Genomic DNA, 16,942 nt, shown 5'->3' with positions numbered 1-16,942 from the left:
CCATTGCCCGCGCTCATGGCAACATCGCGCTGATTCCCACTGGACCTCCGCCATGCCCACCATCAGTGAACGTACCGCCCTGTTCCGCCAATTGCATGCCGATGGCCTGCTGCTCCTCGCCAACGCCTGGGATGCCGGCACCGCGCGGCTGATTGAATCCCTGGGCGCGCGCGCCTGCGCCACCACCAGTGCCGGCCTGGCCTGGGCGCAGGGTTACGCCGATGGCGATCACCTGCCCGTATCGCGCCTGTTCGACAGCGTCGCGACCATCGCCCGCGTGCTGCACACGCCGCTGACGATCGATATCGAAGGGGGCTATTCCGATGACCCCGATACCGTCGCCGATACGGTCCTGCGATTGGTTCAACAAGGCGTATCGGGCATCAACCTGGAAGACGGCGGCAGCCATCCCGGTTTGCTGTGCGACAAGATCGCGCGCATCCGCGCACGCTGCCGCGAGGCCGGCGTGGACGTGTTCATCAACGCGCGCACCGATGTCTATCTGCGCCGGCTCGCGCCCGCCGGCGCGGACAGCGTGCGCGAAACGCTGGAGCGAGCCGCGCGCTATCGCCAGGCGGGCGCGGATGGTCTGTTCGTTCCCGGCGCGGTCGAAGAAAACGAGATTGCCGCCATCGCCGATGCCGCGCAGCTGCCGCTCAACCTCCTCTGGCGCGCGGCCCTGCCGGATCGCGCGCGGCTGCTCCGCGTGGGTGTGCGCCGGCTCAGCGCCGGTTCCGCCCTGGCCGAATCGGTGGCCGGGCATCTGCGCGCCCGCACGCAGGCATTCCTGGGCCAAGGCCCGGGCCTGACCGCGGATCCGCAGGCGATGGGTTACGGCGAACTCAACGCGCTGTTCGCTTCCACGTGATCCGGACGCGCCTCGTCGTCGCCCAGGCAATCCACCAGGAAATCGACGGTGGCGCGCACGCCGGGCAACTGTCCCCGCCGGTGCGGCATCACCAGGGTGGTGGTGACCCGGCCGGCGCGCCAGCCCGGCAGCACCCGGCGCAGGCGGCCATCGGCCAGGTCCCGCCGGCACAGTGATTCGGGCAGGCAGGCGATGCCCAGGCCCGCGATCGCCGCGGCACGCAACACCCGCGATTCATTGGCAATCATGCGCGCCGGTGGCGCGACCTGCGCGATGTCGGTCTCCGCGTCTTCCCGGACCAGGTTCCAGCGGCTGACGCCGGCCCCGGTCAACAAGCCGGCATGGTGTTCCAGCGCCGCCGGCGTGGCGGGCGTGTCCGCGCTTTCCAGGTAACCGGGCGAGGCCACCAGCACGATGCTCTCCTGGCGCACCCGCCGCTGCACCAGCTCCGAATCCGGCAAGGGCGTGAAGTGGCTGCGCACCGCGATGTCATAGCCTTCCTGGATGAGGTCGACAAAGCGATCCGTCACATCCAGTTGCACGCGCAGGCGTGGAAACCGCTGCGCGAGCCGCGGCAGGTGGGGTGCCAGTTGTTCCTGCGCCACCGGCACCGAGGCGGTGATGCGCACGACGCCGCTGGGTTCGGCGACCCGCTGGCGCACCACGTCCTGCGCCGCCTCGGCTTCGATGATGGACGCCCGCGCATGTTCGTAGAAATCCCGGCCCACCTCGGTCAGGGTGAAGCTGCGCGAGCTGCGATGAATCAACCGCGCCTGCAGCGCGTCCTCCAGTTCGGCCACCCGTTTGCTCAGGGTCGACTTGGGCAAACCCAGCCGGCGCGAGGCCGGCGCGAAACCGCCGTGCTCCACGGCGGCGACAAGGAAGACGAGGTCGTTGAGGTTGATCACTGAAAGTCCATGTCTGTGGACGATGAGTCGCCATTCTGCCGGCTACACGGACAAAGTCCACGGCCTTACTGTTTTTCAACCGGCCGGGTTCCCTTTCTTTCGACTTCCACAGGACTTTCCAATGAACACCACCACCTTGCTGTACGGCGTCCCTTCCGGCTGTTCCTTCGGCTCGATCGTCGCCCTGGAATGGCTGGGCCTGCCGTACCGGTTGAGCCGCATCGCGATGCCCGAGGACGTGACCAGCGACGATTACCGCCGCCTCAATCCTGTCGCCGAGACCCCGACCCTGATCACGCCGGACGGGGAAGCCATCAGCGAGAGCATGGCCATCCTCAACCACCTCGGCGCCCGCGGCCTGGGCACGGGGCTGGCGTTCGCCCAGGGCACGCGCGATTTCGACCGCCTCAACCAGATGCTGGCCTTCCTCAACACCACCTTCTTCAACGCCTTCAGCCCCCTCTGGCATGCCCTGGAACACGGCAGCGAAGGCACCGAAAAGCGGGTGCTGACCGACTACGGGCGGGGCAAGGTCGAACGCGCGCACGCCGTGCTGGAACGAATGCTGGGTGACCGTCCCTGGCTGCTGGGCGACCAGCGCACGCTGGCGGACGCCTACTTCATCGGCATCGCCCGCTGGACCCGATATCACGACGTCGCCGACCGCCGCGACTATCCCCGCCTGCAACGCCTGTTCGAGCAACTGGAGGCGGATCCGGCGGTGATTTTCGCTCACGCCATCGAAGCCGAACGCCCGGCGGTGTCGGCGGGCGGATTCCTCGGACATGTCTCGCTGCGCGAGGTGCTGGAGCCCTCGCGCGCGGCGGCCTGAGCCGGCGACCGCAAGAACCGGAGAGCCGGAACGGGGCGCCACGAAGACACTGGCGCCCCGTTTCCATCAGGACATTCCATGAAGATTCTGCAAGGCAAGATCGCCATCGTCACCGGCGCCAGTTCCGGCATCGGCCGGGCCAGCGCGCGGCTGTTCGCGCAGGAAGGCGCGCGCATCGTCGCCGTGGCCCGTGGCGAGGAACGACTGCAGGCGCTGGTCGCCGACATCCGGGACGACGGTGGCGAAGCCGTCGCGATCGTCGGCGACGTGCGCGACGAGGAATGCGCGCAGGCGGCGGTGCAGGCCGCCATCGATCATTTCGGCGGCCTGGACATCGCGTTCAACAATGCCGGCACGCTCGGTGAGATGGGTCCCACGCCCGGGTTGTCCGTCGCCGGCTGGCGCGAAACGATGGACATCAATCTGACCAGCGCCTTCCTTGCCGCCAAACATCAACTGCCCGCGATGCGCGCCCGCGGCGGCGGTTCGTTGATTTTCACCTCGACCTTCGTCGGGCATACGGTCGGCCTGCCCGGCGCCGCCGCCTATGCGGCCAGCAAGGCGGGCCTGCTCGGATTGACCCGCGCGCTGGCAGCGGAATTCGGCGCCGAGGGCATCCGGGTCAATGCCCTGCTCCCTGGCGGTACCGACACGCCGATGGCGCGGGCCATGAACGGCACGCCCGACGCCTGGGCCTTCGTCGAGAACCTGCACGCGCTCAAGCGCATCGCCAGCCCGGAAGAACAGGCACGTTCGGCGCTGTATCTGGCGTCGGATGCGTCCTCCTTCACCACCGGCACCGCCCTGCTGGTCGACGGCGGCGTCTCGATCACCCGCATGTAGCACGGGCCGCGCCCCTTCCCTCGCCTCCCCGCGCGCCCCGCGTTAGAGTGGCGGCGGGGATTTCACCGGCCGGCTTGCCGGCCGACACAAGGGGACCATCATGAAGACGATCATCGCCTGCGGCGCAGGTGCGGTGCTGTGCCTGGCTCATGCGGCGGTATCCGCGCAGGACGTGCCACTGACGCAGGAGCAGCAGATCCTGATGCGGGCGACCCAGAACGTCGCCACCCGCACCGAGACCGTCACCCAGATCCTCAACTACTGCACGCGGCAGGACTCCGGCTTCGCCCAATCCGGCCTGGACAGCCTGCGCGCCTGGCGCGCGCGCAACCAGGCCTACGTGGACCTGGGACCGGCACTGCGCGAGGAACTCTACGTACTGGGCTCGCGCCAGTTCGGCATGAGCCGCCAGGAAACCGAGGAAACGCTGATGAGCGCGGTGCAGGAAGTCGCCGGCACCTTCGCCGAGGAAATGGAGAAGGTCGACGACCCCGCCCGCCGCCGCCACGCCTGCGACGCCTATGCGGCGAAGATCCGCGACGGCGAACTGGACATCGGCTTCGAGCGGCCCGAGGTCAAGGCCATGCTCGACGCGCGCCTGGAGCAGGCCCGGAAGCGCTAGCCCGTGCCCCTGTCGGCCGCCTGCGTCGCCAGCCACGCGCCCAGCCTGTCCAACCCGACTTCGGTTCCTTCCCGGCGCTCGCCGTGGTCGGCGTAGCCATCCAGGAACACCACCTGTTCGGTGAACGACATCAGCGTGCCGCCCGCATCCGGCTGGAAAGCCACCGTGACCAGCGACACCGAGATGCGTCGTTCGCCCATCAGCAGGTCGTACGCATAGACGATGCGCCGGTCGGGCACGATGTCGAGGAAATGCGCGCGGAACACGTGCGCCCGGCCATCGCCATCGCGCACCTCGCTGTACTCGCTGCCACCGACGCGGAAATCCAGCGCATAGCCGGCGTTGCGCCAGTCGTCATGGCACGAGAACCATGCCTGCTTGGCGTCGGCCCGCGACCACGCCGAGAACGCCCGCGCCGGCGTCGCCTGCAGTTTGCGTTCGATGCGGAAGCTGGTATGGGCTTCGGATGGGGTGGAACCGGGACTCATGGGTGCTCCTTGAAAGTGGATGTTCAGAGGATGGGGTGTCATGTCGCGCCATCCCGCTCGCTCTCCTCGGTCGCGGCCAGGAACGCGTCCAGGCGATCGAAGCGCCGGCGCCAGGTGCGCTCGCGCTCGGCGGCCCAGGCTTCGACCTGGGCCAGCGCGCCGGGCACCAGTTGGAAGGTGCGCACCCGCCCCCGCTTTTCCGAGTTAACCAGCCCGCCGCGCTCCAGCACCGCCAGGTGCTTCACCACCGACGGCATCGCCAGTTTCAGTGGCCGCGCCAGTTCCGACACCGACGCCGGCCCCTGGCTGAGCTGATCGACCATGCGCCGCCGACTGCTGTCCGACAGCGCATGGAACAGCGCGTCCAGGCGCGCGGCCTGCCGTGAGCCGGGCATGCTCAGCCGGCCTCCGGCGCAAGCAGATGCGCCGGCATCGCATCGCGGTACGGGAACAGATGGAAATACGGCCGCGCCTCCTCGTAGGTTCGCCGTACCGAGGGCCGCGCCATCAAGCGCTCGAAGTAGCGGATCAGATTCCGATGCGACGGGGGGAACGGCCGGACGATGCCGGCATAGAACAGCGCCGGAGCGGCGGCGCAATCCGCAAGCGTGAACCGGTCCGAGACCGCCCACTCCCGTCCTTCCAGGTGCGCTTCGAGCATGCCGTAAGCGGTATCGAGCGTGGCCGCGGCCTCGTTGACGCCCCGCGGGTCACGCTCGTGTTCGCCGCGCAGACGATCAAGGACGAACTTCTGCATCGGCTGCTGCATGTACAGGTCGAAGAAGCGGTCCCACAGGCGGGTTTCCCGTGCGGTGTCCGGATCCGCCGGAACCAGGGCGGCGTTGCCGGGGTGATACCGATCCAGATACTCGATGATGATGCTGGATTCAGGCACCACGACGCCGCGTCCCACGTCGTGCAGCACCGGCATTTTCCCGACCGGCCAGATGTCCAGCAACGGTTCGCGCGACGCGGGATTGCCCGGTTCGACCTGTTCGCCGCGGAACTCGTTTCCCTGCTCGTACAGCGCAATGAGGACCTTGTGGCAGAACGAGGCGAGCGGGTGGTAGTACAGCAACAGATCCATCGATGTCTCCCGGAGCCGGTGGCGAGCTAATAGTTTCACGATTGGATAAGTATTAGATCAGCCGTCCATGGCCTGCAAGTGCCCTCCTTCGGTCCGGTTGGTCATCGTGGCAGTGCCCTTTGTCCCAGCGTCGTTGCCTGGCGAAAGCCCGACGCCGATTGTCGTGCGCATTCCCTGCTTGCCCGGAAGCCCGCCATGCGCTCGCTGTTGAACGGTTACCCCTGGATCCGTCTCGAAACATCCCTCCATCTCATGCGCGTAATCACGGCGGTGCTGTTCATGGCGCATGCCGCGGTCCGCATCACCAACGACACCATTCCCCGCTTCGCCGAATTCATGGAGGGCCAGGGTTTCCCGCATGGCGCGGTCTGGGTCTGGGCGATCACCCTCTACGAGCTCACGGCCGGCACCCTGCTGATACTCAACATGGGTGTGCGCTGGGCGGCTTCGGGTCTGGCGGTGATCGCGGCCGTCGGCATCCTCCTCATCCACTGGAAGAACGGCTGGTTCGTCGGTGAACACGGCGTCGGTGGCAGCGAATACAGCATCGCCCTGCTGGTCATGCTGCTGGTCGTCGCGGCGCACGATGCGCGCCGGCGACTCGCCGGTTCGATGTCCGCGCAACACCCGGCGGATACGGCGCCGCCCGCCTTCGTGCGGCTGACCGGCAACGAGTGAATCCGATCGACTTCGCTAGCCGGGCGTCGGAATGCCGCGCCGGATCAGGCCGTGAATCTGATCGCGGTAGTTGCGGCCGCTGACCAGTCGCCGGCCCGTGTGCAGATCCAGCCGATAGCGGCCCGAACCCATCGGCATGATTTCGCGAATCGCGCCGGCGCGGACGATGGTCGAACGATGCACGCGCAGGAATGCCGTGGTGTCCAGTTCCGCCTCGAAGGACGCCAGGGTGCGCCGCAATGTGTAGCGCCCCTGCTGGCAGTCGATGTCCAGGTAATTGCCCTGCGCCTCGACGACATTGATCTGGCTTTCCGGCACCAGCTGCACGCGCTGCCCGACCTGGAGGGGTATCCGACGAACACCATCGTCGGTCGCCGCGCCCTGCAATCCCTGCAGCGTCAGCCGCTCGCGAAGGCGTTCGACGGTCTGTTGCAGGCGCTCGGCGGACAACGGTTTCAGAAGGTAGTCCACCGCGCGCGCGTCGAAGGCCCGCGCACCGTGTTCGTGATAGGCGGTGACGAACACCACCAGCGGCGCCGGGCCACGCCATTGCGCGAGCGCGGAAAATCCGTCACCGCCCGGCATCTCGATATCCAGGAACAACACGTCGATGGCGGAATCACGGGCCGCGCCCAGCAGTTCCACCACGTCCACGCATTCGGCCACCACGGTGATGCTGGTTCCGGCCACCTTTTCCAACAGCCGGCGCAGACGGGCGCGTGACAACGGTTCATCGTCCACGATGGCGGCTTTCAGGCTCACGCCACGCGCTCCAGTGGCGATGCCCCGGCTTTCTCCATCGCGACCGACATGGGAACCTCCAGCTCCACCACGTAGCGGTCCGGCGCGGCATCCGGCTGCGACAGCCGCGCGCGCGCGCCGTACAGCAGTTGCAGCCGCCCGGACACGCTGCGCAGTCCAACGCCGTGGCCGGCGACGGTGGCCGCCCCGGGTTCGATGCTGTTTTCCACCGCCAGCCGGAGCAGGCCGTCGGTCACTTCGGCCCGGATCAGCAGCCAACCCGGTGACCGGCGGCGCGCGATGCCGTGGACGATGGCGTTTTCCACCAACGGCTGCAGGATCAGCACCGGCACCCGCACATCCAGGCAGTCCGGGTCGATCTGCCGGCGCACCTGCAGGCGGCTGGTCAGGCGGATCTTCTCGATCATCAGGTAGTGATCGACCACCGCGAGTTCATCGCGCAGCGGTCGTTCCTGCACTTCGTCCTGCTTCAATCCGTCGCGCAGCAGCGCCGACAGCGAAACCAGCATGCGGTCCGCCAGATCCCGATCCACATGCACCATCTCCGCCACCGAGTTCAGCGCGTTGAACAGGAAGTGCGGGTTGACCTGGGCGCGCAGCGCTTCAAGCCGGGTCGAAACCAGACTCTTCTCGATGTCGGCGATGCGCTTCTCGCGCTCGCGCGCGCGCTCGTAATAGACGAAGGCGTGCGCGACGCCAATCACGGTCCATGCCGTCATCAGATTGTTGCGGACGCTGGTGATCAGCACCTCGCCGAAGCCGGGCAGTTCGTCGTACCACTCGAACACCGGATCGGTGACGTACACATAGGCCGCCTTGAGGATGATGATCGCCGCCACGCCCAGCGACTGCACCGCCAGCGCGCGCAGCACGGCGCCCCGCTCGACCGGAAAGCGCCGCACCAGCCACAGGATGCCCAGGCTGAAGGGCACCCAGGTCATCCAGCCGCCGAAGCTGAAGTGCAGCGCGCGCGACCACGCGATGGGTTTGCCGTCGGTGTCGCCCATCGCCACGACCTGGCTGGCGAACATCACCGAGTAGGCGGTCCACCACAGCAGGACCATCCAGACGATCAGGGGAATCTTGAGAGGGCGCTTGTCCACGGGCGCCACCCTACCGCCCAACCGCTCCGCCGTACAGGCGTTCCGGCGCCTTTTTCGCGATGCGCCGGAGGCGCGTGGCGTTCATCACGCCGCCGGTGCCGTTCGTCACAGCCCGATGGCGGCCCGCGGTCGGGACCAAGAAAGATGGCCGCGCTCCCCGCCGGGCGGACAGCGCCAGGAAGCCACCGCTTCCCTGCGCGGACGACGGCTTCCCACACGAGAGGATCCCATGGCGCACCGCGTTCTTTCCCTGCTTCCGCTGACCCTGGCCGGGGTGGCATCCGTCGCCTGGGCCGGCGAATGCGAAAACAATTTCAGCAAGTCCGGCAGCGTGTTCTCCGGCGCCGATTTCTCCAGCAAGGTGACCGTGCCCGACCTGTCGGTGGCCGATGCCATGGGTCAGCTGCGCGGCATCATGATCGCGGAGAAGATGGACGTCATCACCGAGGATGCCGCCACCGGCACCATGTTGGTGGAGCAACGCTCGACCAACTTCGTCCGCGCCGTGCCCACGTTGATCAACGTCAGCCAGGAAGGCGCCGCCGCGGTAGTGGAAATGACGGTCAAGACCGAGAAGGGCCAGTTCGCCAAGGCCGACGCGATGCGCCCCTACATGTGCCAGCTGATGGCCAAGATCAAGAGCGGCAAGGAAGGAAAGCTGGCCGGCGCGCAGGGCGCGCGGACCCAAAACGTGGCCGACACCACCTTCAAGGATGTCTATGTGTTCTCCCGCGAGATCGCCCGCGAGGCCAAGGGCAATGCGCTGGCGGTGAATGCTCGCCACAAGGGGCGCAAGTACAGCCTGAAGGGACGGGTGGACTACATCCAGGAAGATGGCGCGGAGTACAACGTTTCTTTCGACATTCCCGACGAAAGCGACGTGCTGATCAAGGTGCCCGGCGACGACCAGCCGCGCGTCGGCGTGGCCTGCCTGTTCAACTCCAATCAACTAGCCAACGTGCTGACCTTCCGCAAGGGCGACTATGCGACCTTCACCGGCAGCTTCCACCGCTACGACGACTTCAAGCGCATGCTGTGGCTGGAGAACTGCGTGCAGACGAAGAAGAAGAAATGATCGCCCACCAGCGCCGGCCGTCTGTCGGCGCCCGCCCTCCAAACTTGCCGTTCCGGATACAAGAACGCCCCCGAGCAGGGGGCGTTTCCGTTTGGATTGGCGGAGAGAGTGGGATTCGAACCCACGGAAGGTTTGACCCTTCGCCGGTTTTCAAGACCGGTGCCTTAAACCGCTCGGCCATCTCTCCGTTGCATTTTCAACACCACGCCGGCGCTGCGCGCCGGTTCGCCGGTTTGACCATCGACCTTGGGGTCGATGTTCGCTGCGGCCTTCGGCCTCCACAGTCAGGACCGGTGCCTTAAACCGCTCGGCCATCTCCGTTGCATTTTCAACACTACGCCGATGCTGCGCGTCGGTTCGCCGGTCGCGGCGACCGGCGCGCATTTTCGCATGAAGCCGCGTCGCGTGCTTACGAGGCTTTCTTGACCTTGGCGGCCTTGGCGTTGTCCAGGGCCAGTTCCAGGGCTTTTTCCGCGGCTTCGGAACACTTGCCGCCGCAGTCCAGGCGCGAGGCCTCGATCTGCTGCGGCAGGTGTTCGGCGAGGAAGTCGATGAACACCCGCACCGCCGGCAGCAGGCCGCGGCGCGAGGCGAACACGGCGTGGCAGATGCCCTGGGGCAGCGACCATTCCGGCAGCACCACTTCCAGTTCGCCCTTGCGCACGGCTTCGGCGCAGACGGTTTCCGGCAGCAGGGTGATGCCATAGCCGTCCTTCGCCATCGCCTGCAGCAGCGGGAAGTCGAAGCCGGCCAGGCGCGGCTGCAGTTCGACCCGGCGCACTTCGCCGTCGGGACCGTGCAGTTCCCAGCGCTGGCGCGCCTCGTCCTCGCTGATGCTCAGGGTGACGTGCTGGGCCAGATCTTCGGGCGCCTGCGGACGGCCGGCGCGGTTGAGGTACTTGGGACTGGCGACCAGCAGTTCCTGGATCTGACCGAAGCTGCGCATCACCAGGCTGCCGTCGTCATCCAGCTTGGCGCGCACGCGCAGCGCGACGTCATAGCCTTCGTTGATGATGTCGACGCGGCGGTTGTTGACGTGCAGTTGCAGGCGCACCTTCGGGTACTTGTCGAGGAACTTGGGCAGGATCTTCGGCAACTGCATCTGCGCCACCGCCACCGGCACGCTGACGCGCACCACGCCGCGCGGTTCCGCACTCAGGCGATCAACCACCTCGCGCGCGGCCTGGGCCTCGGCCAGCATCGTCTGCGCGTGGCGGTGCACGCTCATGCCGACATCGGTGACGGCGAAGCGGCGGGTGGAACGCTGCAACAGGCGCACGCCCAGGTCCGTTTCCAGCTGGCTGATGCGGCGACTGAGGCGCGACTTGGGGATGCCCAGCGCGCGTTCGGCCGCGGCGAAGCCGCCGTGGTCGACCACCATGGCGAAGTAGTACAGGTCGTTGAGGTCGTGCTGCATGACTATAGTTCCATTATCAGAACAATCAGTGGTATTAGACCAGCTTTATCCTATTTCAGCAACAACCCAAGATGGCACCCAACGCGGCAAGGCCGCATTCGCCGGACAAAGCCATCATGAAACTATTGCACATCGACAGCAGCGCGCTGGCCAACAACTCGGTCACCCGCCAGCTCACCGCCGCCATCGTAGCCCGTTGGCAGGACCAGGTGCCTGGTCTGAAGGTCACCTACCGGGATCTGGACGCCCAGCCCCTGCCCCATCTGACCGGACCGGTGCTGGCCAAGGTCGATCCGGCCGTGGCCGAAGCCTCCGAGGAAACCCTGCGCCAGTTCCTGGACGCGGACGTGGTGGTGATTGGCGCGCCGATGTACAACTTCGGCATTCCCTCCACCCTGAAGGCCTGGATTGATCGGGTCGCGGTGGCCGGGCGCACCTTCCGCTATACGGAGAAGGGTCCGGAAGGCCTGGCCGGCAACAAGAAGGTGATCATCGCCAGCGGCCGCGGCGGCATCCACAGCGGCGCCGCCAGCGATTTCCAGGAGCCCTACCTCAAGTTCGTGCTGGGTTTCCTGGGCATCACCGACGTGGAGTTCGTCCGCGCCGAGGGCGTGAATTACTCGCCGCAGCACCGCGCCGACGCGATGGCCAGCGCGCTGGCCTCGATTCCGCTTCCGCAGCGGCTGGCGGCCTGATTGCCGGCGCTTCTCCCTCCCTGTTCCTTCCTCAGCTGTCCTCTCCTTGTCGGGCCCGCATCAGCGGGCCCTTTTTCTTTGTCATCGATTCCGGATGGCGTGCAGGACCGAATCGCGCCGTCGTCGCGCCGCCGCTATGCTTCGGCACCCGACCGGATGCTTCCGATGCCCGCCCAGAAGTCCTCCGCGCGCGCCGCGGCCCCGCGTTCCCGCAAGGCCCAGGCCGCGCTCATCGAAAACGTGGACGTCTCACAGGCATTGGCCCTGCTGCAACAGGCGGCCAGCGCGGCCCATCGCGCCGGCCTGGCCCGCTTCGGCATTCCCGACACGCACGCACTCGGCGTGCCGATGGCGACGATCCAGGCCATCGGCAAGCGGATTGGCCGCCAGCACGCGCTGGCGCCGGAACTGTGGGACAGCGGCGTCTATGAGGCGCGGCTGCTGGTGGCGTTCGTCGCGGATCCGGCCCGCCTGAGCGGCGCGCAGATGGACCGCTGGTGCCGGGATTTCGACAACTGGGCGGTCTGCGACACGCTCTGCTTCCATCTGTTCGACCGCACTCCGCATGCCTGGGCCAAGGTGCAGCCGTGGAGCCGGCGGCGCGGTGAATTCGAGAAGCGCGCCGCTTTCGCCCTGCTCGCCGGCCTGGCGGTGCACGACAAGCAGGCGCCGGACGAACCGTTCGCCGAAGGGCTGCGCCTGGTCGAAGCAGCCGCCGCGGATCCGCGCAACTTCGTCAAGAAGGCCGTCAGCTGGGCGCTGCGCGCCATCGGCCAGCGCCGGGCCGGGCTGCATGCGCCCGCCATCGCGCTGGCACGCCGGCTGGCGGCGTCGGAGGATGCCGCCGAGCGCTGGGTGGGCAAGGATGCGCTGCGCGACCTGACCCGTCCGCAGGTTTTGCAGCGGGTGGCGCGGCGCTGAGGGAAGAGCAAATCCCCTCGGTCCCCTTCTTCGAAGGGGGAGGCAGCGAAGCGGGCTTCCGCCTAGCCGGCCAGGCGGATCAGGCGATGCGGTCGGCGCCGCCCATGTAGGGACGCAGCACTTCGGGCACCGTGATCGAACCGTCGGCGTTCTGGTAGTTCTCCATCACCGCGATCAGCGCGCGGCCCACCGCGGTGCCGGAACCGTTGAGGGTATGCACCGGCTCGGGCTTGCCGGTCGCCGGATTGCGCCAGCGCGCCTGCATGCGACGGGCCTGGAAATCCTCGCAGTTGGAACACGAGGAAATCTCGCGGTAGGTCTGCTGCGACGGCAGCCAGACTTCCAGATCGTAGGTCTTGGTCGCGGAAAAGCCCATGTCGCCCGAGCACAGCAGCACGCGGCGGTACGGCAGGCCCAGCTTCTCCAGCACCACTTCTGCGCTGCGGGTCATGCGCTCGTGCTCGTCGTAGCTTTCCGACGGGCGCGCGATCGAAACCAGTTCGACCTTCTCGAACTGGTGCTGGCGGATGAAGCCGCGCACGTCGCGGCCGCTGCTGCCGGCTTCGGAGCGGAAGCACAACGAATGCGCGGTCATGCGCAGCGGCAGGCGGGCGTCGTCGACGATCTCGTCGCGGACGATGTTGGTCAGCGAGATCTCCGAGGTGGAGATGAGGTAACGCTTGTGCTCGCCCAGCTGGGTGCTGAACATGTCCTCTTCGAACTTGGGCAGCTGGCCGGTGCCGTACAGGCTCTCGGCGTTGACGATCAGCGGCACGTTGGTTTCCTCGTAGCCGTGTTCGCCGGTGTGCAGATCCAGCATGAACTGCGCCAGCGCGCGGTGCAGGCGGGCCAGCTGGCCGCGCAGCACGGTGAAGCGGGCGCCGGAAATCTTGGCGGCGGTGTCGCCATCCAGCCAGCCGTGGCGGGCGCCGAGTTCGACGTGATCCTTGACCGGGAAATCGAACGCGGGCGGGGTGCCCCAGCGATGCTGTTCGACGTTCTGGCTCTCGTCGCTGCCGTTCGGGACGCTGGCGTGCGGCAGGTTGGGAATGCCGAGCGCGATCGCTTCGATTTCGCCGCGGATTTCCTCCAGCTTCGCTTCCGACGCCTTCAGCTCGTCACCGAAGCCGGCCACCTCGGCCATCAGCGCGGCCACGTCCTCGCCCTTGGCCTTGGCCTGGCCGATCGCCTTGGAACGGGTGTTGCGCAGGTTCTGCAATTCCTCGGTGCGCTTCTGGATCTGCTTGCGCGCCGATTCCAGATCGGCCAGCCGGGACACGTCCAGGTCGAAGCCCCGGCTGTCCTTCAGGCGTTGGGCGAGTTCGGCGGTCTGGGTGCGGAGCAGTGCGGGATCGAGCATGGGAATCGGAGCGAAGGTTCGACAGGACGCCGATTATCGCCTTTTATGCGTCGTCATGCCTCGCAGCGTTCACCCCGGGCGTGGCAGAATCGGCGCAGCCACCACGGTGCCTTCCATGTCCGCTTCCCGCGAATCCCCGGATTCCGAACTCGTGTTCCGCCTGCCCCGCCGCACCCTGCGCATCGCCGCCATCGCCTTCGGCGCCGGCCTGTTGCTGTTCGTGATCGTCTGGCTGGCCGGTCGTGGCGACGACGGTTTCTACCAGCCCGAGGCCACGGCCGAGGGCAGCAAGCCGGTGCTGGAGGCATTGCCCGAACCCCTGCCCGCGCGCGGTGGCGCCAGCGGCCTGGAGGAACCCCGCCAGGAAGGCAACGAGCGCCCGCAGTTGGTCGAACAGGCGCCGATGCCCGCGCCGATCGAGGAAACCCCGGCGCCGGCCGCCCCCGCCACTCCGGACGCGCCCACGGCCCAGGCCACCGGCGTGACCCTGGCGCCCGGCGACCAGCCGGTGCCGATCGCGGGGCAGACACCGCCGCCCGACTACCCCGCCGCCGCCCTGCGCCGCGGCGATGCCGGCACGGTGATGGTGCGGGTCGAAGTCGGCGCCGATGGCGTGCCCACCGATGTATCCGTCGAGACCCGCAGCGGTTCGCGCGATCTGGATCGCGCCGCGCTCGACGCGGTGCGCCGCTGGCGCTTCAATCCGGCCCAGCGCGATGGCCAGCCGGTCTCGTCCAGCGTGGTGGTTCCGATCGACTTCAATCTGCAGCAGTAGTCCGCAGCTGGCGTGCAGCTGAACCGGCGACGCGCCAGCTGAATCGCAACTTTCGCGGTTCGCGCGCCTTTACGGCCAGCTCACGCGATGCCAACAAACCTCCATGCAAGACTCGATGCCAACGCAGCAACGCGTGGACGAGGAGGTTTTTCCATGGCGCATACCCATCCCCAGCCCGAGTGGAGTCCCGCCGACACGGCCGATGCATCGCCGCCGCGGGAGAAGAACGCATCCCTGCTCCTGCTCTGGTTGATTGCCCTCATCGCGGTCGTCGCGGCGGGCCTGGCCTGGTACAAGCAACGCCAGCCGTCGCCGCTTTCCCTTGAGAACACGGCGCCGCCGGTGACCACACCAGCCCTCACCGCGCCTGACGAGCGCGCGCCCGCCATCGCCTCGCGCACCGAAAAACCGCGTGCCGATGCCCGCCGCTCGACCACCGCTTCGGCGGAACGGGCGGCGCGTTCGCAGGCGCCGCGCCTGTTGGCGGGCAATCCTTCGCCGCAGTATCCGGCCTCCGCGTTACGCGCCGGTATCGGTGGCACGGTCATGGTGCGCGCGGAACTCGACGCCAGCGGCCAACCGGTCGATGTCGACGTGATCCGCCGCAGCGGCAATCGCGATCTGGACCGCGCCGCCGTGCAGGCCGTGCGCAAGTGGCGCTTCGAGCCGGCCATGCGCAACGGCAAGGGCGTTGCCAGCACGGTGCAGGTGCCGGTGGATTTCAAGCCCATCTGATGGCGGAATCGAATCCGCGAATGAAAAAGGGGAGCCGGCAACGGCTTCCCTTTTTTCTGGCTGACGGTGCAGGAGCGACCTGAGTCGCGCCCCGGTTTCCCGTTCCTGACCCGGTAATCCCCGCATCTGATCGAATACGGCCGCGACTGACGTCGCTCCTGCCGGGAAATTTTTTCCGACGTCAGGCGGGTCGCAGGGCGAAGCCGGCGCCGGTCGCCAGCGTGTCGAAGCCGGGGAACGAGGTCGCCACGTTGGCGATGTCGCCCACCTGCACCTCGCCCCGGCTGCGCTGGCCGGCGACGGCGAACGACATGGCGATGCGGTGGTCGCCGTGGCTGTCGATGCGACCACTGCCCAGCGCGCCGGGATGGATGGTGCCGCCGTCCGGCGTTTCATTGACCTGCAACCCGAGGGTACGCAGGCCGGCGGCCATGGTGGCGAGCCGATCGGATTCCTTCACCCGCAGCTCCGCCGCGCCGCGGACCACGGTCGGACCTTCCGCGCAGGCGGCGGCCACGAACAGCGCCGGGAACTCGTCGATCATGTCCGGCACCAGCGCCTCCGGCACTTCGATGCCGCGCAGTGGCGCATGCCGCACCACCAGATCCGCCACCGGCTCGCCGCCCTGCTCCGCCCGGTTTTCCTCGCGGATGTCGGCACCCATCAGGCGCAGCGCGGTCAACAGGCCGGTGCGGCGCGGATTCAGGCCGACCGCGCGCAGGCGCAGTTCCGAGCCGGGCACGATGCTGGCGGCGACCAGGAAGAACGCCGAGGAGGAGAAGTCCGCCGGGACCACGACATCGGTCGCGCGCAGGCGCTGGCCGCCGCGCAGGCGCGCATGGCCCGGCGAGAATTCGATGTCCGCGCCGAATGCGGCCAGCATGCGCTCGGTGTAGTCGCGGGTCGGATGCGGCTCGTGCACGATGGTTTCGCCCTGCGCGTACAGACCCGCCAGCAGCACCGCCGACTTCACTTGCGCGCTGGCCACTTCCAGGGTGTAGTCGATGCCGCGCAGCGGCTGGCCGCCGTGGATGCGCAGCGGCGGCAGGCCGCCCTCTTCCGTATCGATGCGCGCGCCCATCCGCGCCAATGGCCCGGTGATGCGGCGCATCGGCCGGCGCGACAGCGATTCGTCGCCGATCAGCACGCTGTCGAACGGCTGCGCGGCCAGCAGGCCGGCCAGCAGGCGCATGCCGGTGCCGGCATTACCGCAGTCCAGCGCGCCCTCCGCGGCCTTCAGGCCATCGACGCCCACGCCGTGCACGACGCGGCGCGAGGGCGACGGGGTTTCGATACGCACGCCGAGCCGCGAGAAGATCACGGCGGTGGCGCGGGTGTCCTCGCCTTCCAGAAAGCCGTCGATCGTCGAGGTGCCATCGGCCAGCGCAGCGAACATCACCGCGCGGTGCGACACCGACTTGTCGCCGGGGATGTCCAGGGTGCCGTGCAGCGGTTGGCCGGCGGAAGCGATCCAGTCTTGTTTCATGAGTGTGGGGATTCGGGATTCGGAAGTGGAGATTCGGTACGACGGGCGGGCTGGGTCGTGATCGATGGTGTGGCGAATCACGAATCCCTACGCCCGAATCCCGGCCTTCAGGGCACCGCAACCGGGTACGACCCCAGCACCTTGATCTGCGCCGAATGCTGCTTCAGTTCGGCCAGCGCCTGCTTCATCGCCTCGTCGTCGATGTGGCCGGCCAGGTCGATGAAGAAGCCGTACTCCCACTTGGCGTGGTGCGAGGGCCGCGATTCGATCCGGTTCATGCTGATGCC

19 protein-coding genes, 1 tRNA gene and 1 pseudogene are annotated in these 16,942 nt (G+C 67.8%); 10 read left to right on the top strand and 11 right to left on the bottom strand.

Features of this window, described 5'->3' with window-relative positions; all coding sequences use genetic code 11:
- Positions 1-52: 52 nt before the first annotated feature.
- The gene (locus ACTHN1_RS13990) at positions 53-868 is read left to right on the top strand and encodes an isocitrate lyase/PEP mutase family protein (protein ID WP_440471547.1); all 816 of its coding nucleotides are present in this window, start codon (positions 53-55) and stop codon (positions 866-868) included.
- Here the strand turns inward: ACTHN1_RS13990 and ACTHN1_RS13985 are convergent.
- Complete coding sequence (locus ACTHN1_RS13985; RefSeq protein ID WP_440471546.1) at positions 832-1,776, bottom strand: LysR substrate-binding domain-containing protein; 945 nt, start codon at positions 1,774-1,776, stop codon at positions 832-834. The two genes, ACTHN1_RS13990 and ACTHN1_RS13985, sit on opposite strands and share 37 nt — an antisense overlap.
- A 121-nt stretch (positions 1,777-1,897) precedes the next feature.
- Between ACTHN1_RS13985 and ACTHN1_RS13980 the strand changes: the two genes are divergently transcribed.
- From ACTHN1_RS13980 to ACTHN1_RS13970, 3 genes are all read left to right on the top strand, one after another.
- On the top strand, positions 1,898-2,608 hold the full coding sequence (locus ACTHN1_RS13980; protein ID WP_440471545.1) for a glutathione S-transferase family protein: 711 nt from the start codon (positions 1,898-1,900) through the stop codon (positions 2,606-2,608).
- Between the two features lie 78 nt (positions 2,609-2,686).
- Positions 2,687-3,451, top strand: coding sequence for an SDR family oxidoreductase (locus tag ACTHN1_RS13975; protein WP_440471544.1), 765 nt, complete (start codon positions 2,687-2,689; stop codon positions 3,449-3,451).
- 100 nt (positions 3,452-3,551) lie between these two features.
- Positions 3,552-4,073, top strand: a complete 522-nt coding sequence (locus ACTHN1_RS13970) for a hypothetical protein (protein ID WP_440471543.1) — start codon at positions 3,552-3,554, stop codon at positions 4,071-4,073.
- Here ACTHN1_RS13970 and ACTHN1_RS13965 read toward each other — a convergent pair.
- From ACTHN1_RS13965 to ACTHN1_RS13955, 3 genes are read right to left on the bottom strand one after another with little or no spacing between them, the layout of a single operon-like run.
- Complete coding sequence (locus ACTHN1_RS13965) at positions 4,070-4,561, bottom strand: SRPBCC family protein (protein WP_440471542.1); 492 nt, start codon at positions 4,559-4,561, stop codon at positions 4,070-4,072. The genes ACTHN1_RS13970 and ACTHN1_RS13965 overlap by 4 nt on opposite strands.
- A 38-nt stretch (positions 4,562-4,599) precedes the next feature.
- Positions 4,600-4,956 (bottom strand): ArsR/SmtB family transcription factor, encoded by a 357-nt coding sequence (locus tag ACTHN1_RS13960; protein ID WP_440471541.1) that lies wholly within the window; start codon positions 4,954-4,956, stop codon positions 4,600-4,602.
- 2 nt (positions 4,957-4,958) lie between these two features.
- On the bottom strand, positions 4,959-5,648 hold the full coding sequence (locus tag ACTHN1_RS13955) for a glutathione S-transferase family protein (RefSeq protein WP_440471540.1): 690 nt from the start codon (positions 5,646-5,648) through the stop codon (positions 4,959-4,961).
- 252 nt (positions 5,649-5,900) lie between these two features.
- Between ACTHN1_RS13955 and ACTHN1_RS13950 the strand changes: the two genes are divergently transcribed.
- Positions 5,901-6,326 carry a DoxX family protein gene (locus ACTHN1_RS13950; protein WP_440471539.1) on the top strand — a complete coding sequence of 142 codons (426 nt, stop codon included), beginning with the start codon at positions 5,901-5,903 and terminating at the stop codon, positions 6,324-6,326.
- 15 nt (positions 6,327-6,341) lie between these two features.
- Here the strand turns inward: ACTHN1_RS13950 and ACTHN1_RS13945 are convergent, their stop codons facing one another.
- Together ACTHN1_RS13945 and ACTHN1_RS13940 are read right to left on the bottom strand one after the other, a co-directional pair.
- A complete protein-coding gene (locus tag ACTHN1_RS13945; protein WP_440471538.1) occupies positions 6,342-7,088 on the bottom strand; it encodes a LytR/AlgR family response regulator transcription factor in 747 nt (248 codons plus the stop codon).
- Complete coding sequence (locus tag ACTHN1_RS13940) at positions 7,085-8,191, bottom strand: sensor histidine kinase (RefSeq protein WP_440471537.1); 1,107 nt, start codon at positions 8,189-8,191, stop codon at positions 7,085-7,087. The genes ACTHN1_RS13945 and ACTHN1_RS13940 overlap by 4 nt, the downstream gene beginning before the upstream one ends.
- Positions 8,192-8,420: 229 nt before the next feature.
- On the opposite strand from ACTHN1_RS13940, the gene ACTHN1_RS13935 reads away from it, so the two are divergent.
- On the top strand, positions 8,421-9,266 hold the full coding sequence (locus ACTHN1_RS13935; protein WP_440471536.1) for a hypothetical protein: 846 nt from the start codon (positions 8,421-8,423) through the stop codon (positions 9,264-9,266).
- 97 nt (positions 9,267-9,363) lie between these two features.
- On the opposite strand, the gene ACTHN1_RS13930 is transcribed toward ACTHN1_RS13935, so the two are convergent.
- Together ACTHN1_RS13930 and ACTHN1_RS13925 are read right to left on the bottom strand one after the other, a co-directional pair.
- Positions 9,364-9,453, bottom strand: a tRNA-Ser gene (locus ACTHN1_RS13930).
- 222 nt (positions 9,454-9,675) lie between these two features.
- Positions 9,676-10,683, bottom strand: a complete 1,008-nt coding sequence (locus ACTHN1_RS13925; RefSeq protein WP_440471535.1) for a LysR family transcriptional regulator — start codon at positions 10,681-10,683, stop codon at positions 9,676-9,678.
- Positions 10,684-10,799: 116 nt separating this feature from the next.
- Between ACTHN1_RS13925 and ACTHN1_RS13920 the strand changes: the two genes are divergently transcribed.
- Both ACTHN1_RS13920 and ACTHN1_RS13915 read left to right on the top strand, forming a co-directional pair.
- The gene (locus ACTHN1_RS13920) at positions 10,800-11,378 is read left to right on the top strand and encodes an FMN-dependent NADH-azoreductase (RefSeq protein WP_440471534.1); all 579 of its coding nucleotides are present in this window, start codon (positions 10,800-10,802) and stop codon (positions 11,376-11,378) included.
- Positions 11,379-11,543: 165 nt separating this feature from the next.
- A complete protein-coding gene (locus ACTHN1_RS13915) occupies positions 11,544-12,299 on the top strand; it encodes a DNA alkylation repair protein (RefSeq protein WP_440471533.1) in 756 nt (251 codons plus the stop codon).
- Positions 12,300-12,378: 79 nt separating this feature from the next.
- Here the strand turns inward: ACTHN1_RS13915 and serS are convergent, their stop codons facing one another.
- On the bottom strand, positions 12,379-13,659 hold the full coding sequence (gene serS / locus ACTHN1_RS13910) for a serine--tRNA ligase (RefSeq protein WP_440471532.1): 1,281 nt from the start codon (positions 13,657-13,659) through the stop codon (positions 12,379-12,381).
- A gap of 115 nt (positions 13,660-13,774) precedes the next feature.
- Between serS and ACTHN1_RS13905 the strand changes: the two genes are divergently transcribed.
- Positions 13,775-14,434 carry an energy transducer TonB gene (locus ACTHN1_RS13905; RefSeq protein WP_440471531.1) on the top strand — a complete coding sequence of 220 codons (660 nt, stop codon included), beginning with the start codon at positions 13,775-13,777 and terminating at the stop codon, positions 14,432-14,434.
- Positions 14,435-14,587: 153 nt separating this feature from the next.
- Entirely contained in the window at positions 14,588-15,169 is a 582-nt protein-coding gene (locus tag ACTHN1_RS13900) for an energy transducer TonB (RefSeq protein WP_440471530.1), read from the top strand.
- 181 nt (positions 15,170-15,350) lie between these two features.
- On the opposite strand, the gene aroA is transcribed toward ACTHN1_RS13900, so the two are convergent.
- Both aroA and ACTHN1_RS13890 read right to left on the bottom strand, forming a co-directional pair.
- Positions 15,351-16,655 carry a 3-phosphoshikimate 1-carboxyvinyltransferase gene (gene aroA / locus ACTHN1_RS13895; protein ID WP_440471529.1) on the bottom strand — a complete coding sequence of 435 codons (1,305 nt, stop codon included), beginning with the start codon at positions 16,653-16,655 and terminating at the stop codon, positions 15,351-15,353.
- Positions 16,656-16,762: 107 nt separating this feature from the next.
- Positions 16,763-16,942, bottom strand: a pseudogene (locus ACTHN1_RS13890) (prephenate dehydratase); the annotation flags it as partial.

Source organism: Pseudoxanthomonas sp., from assembly GCF_051953815.1.
GTDB lineage: Bacteria > Pseudomonadota > Gammaproteobacteria > Xanthomonadales > Xanthomonadaceae > Pseudoxanthomonas_A.
Note: the sequence above shows the minus strand (reverse complement) of the source record. Positions and strands in the feature narration are given on the sequence as shown.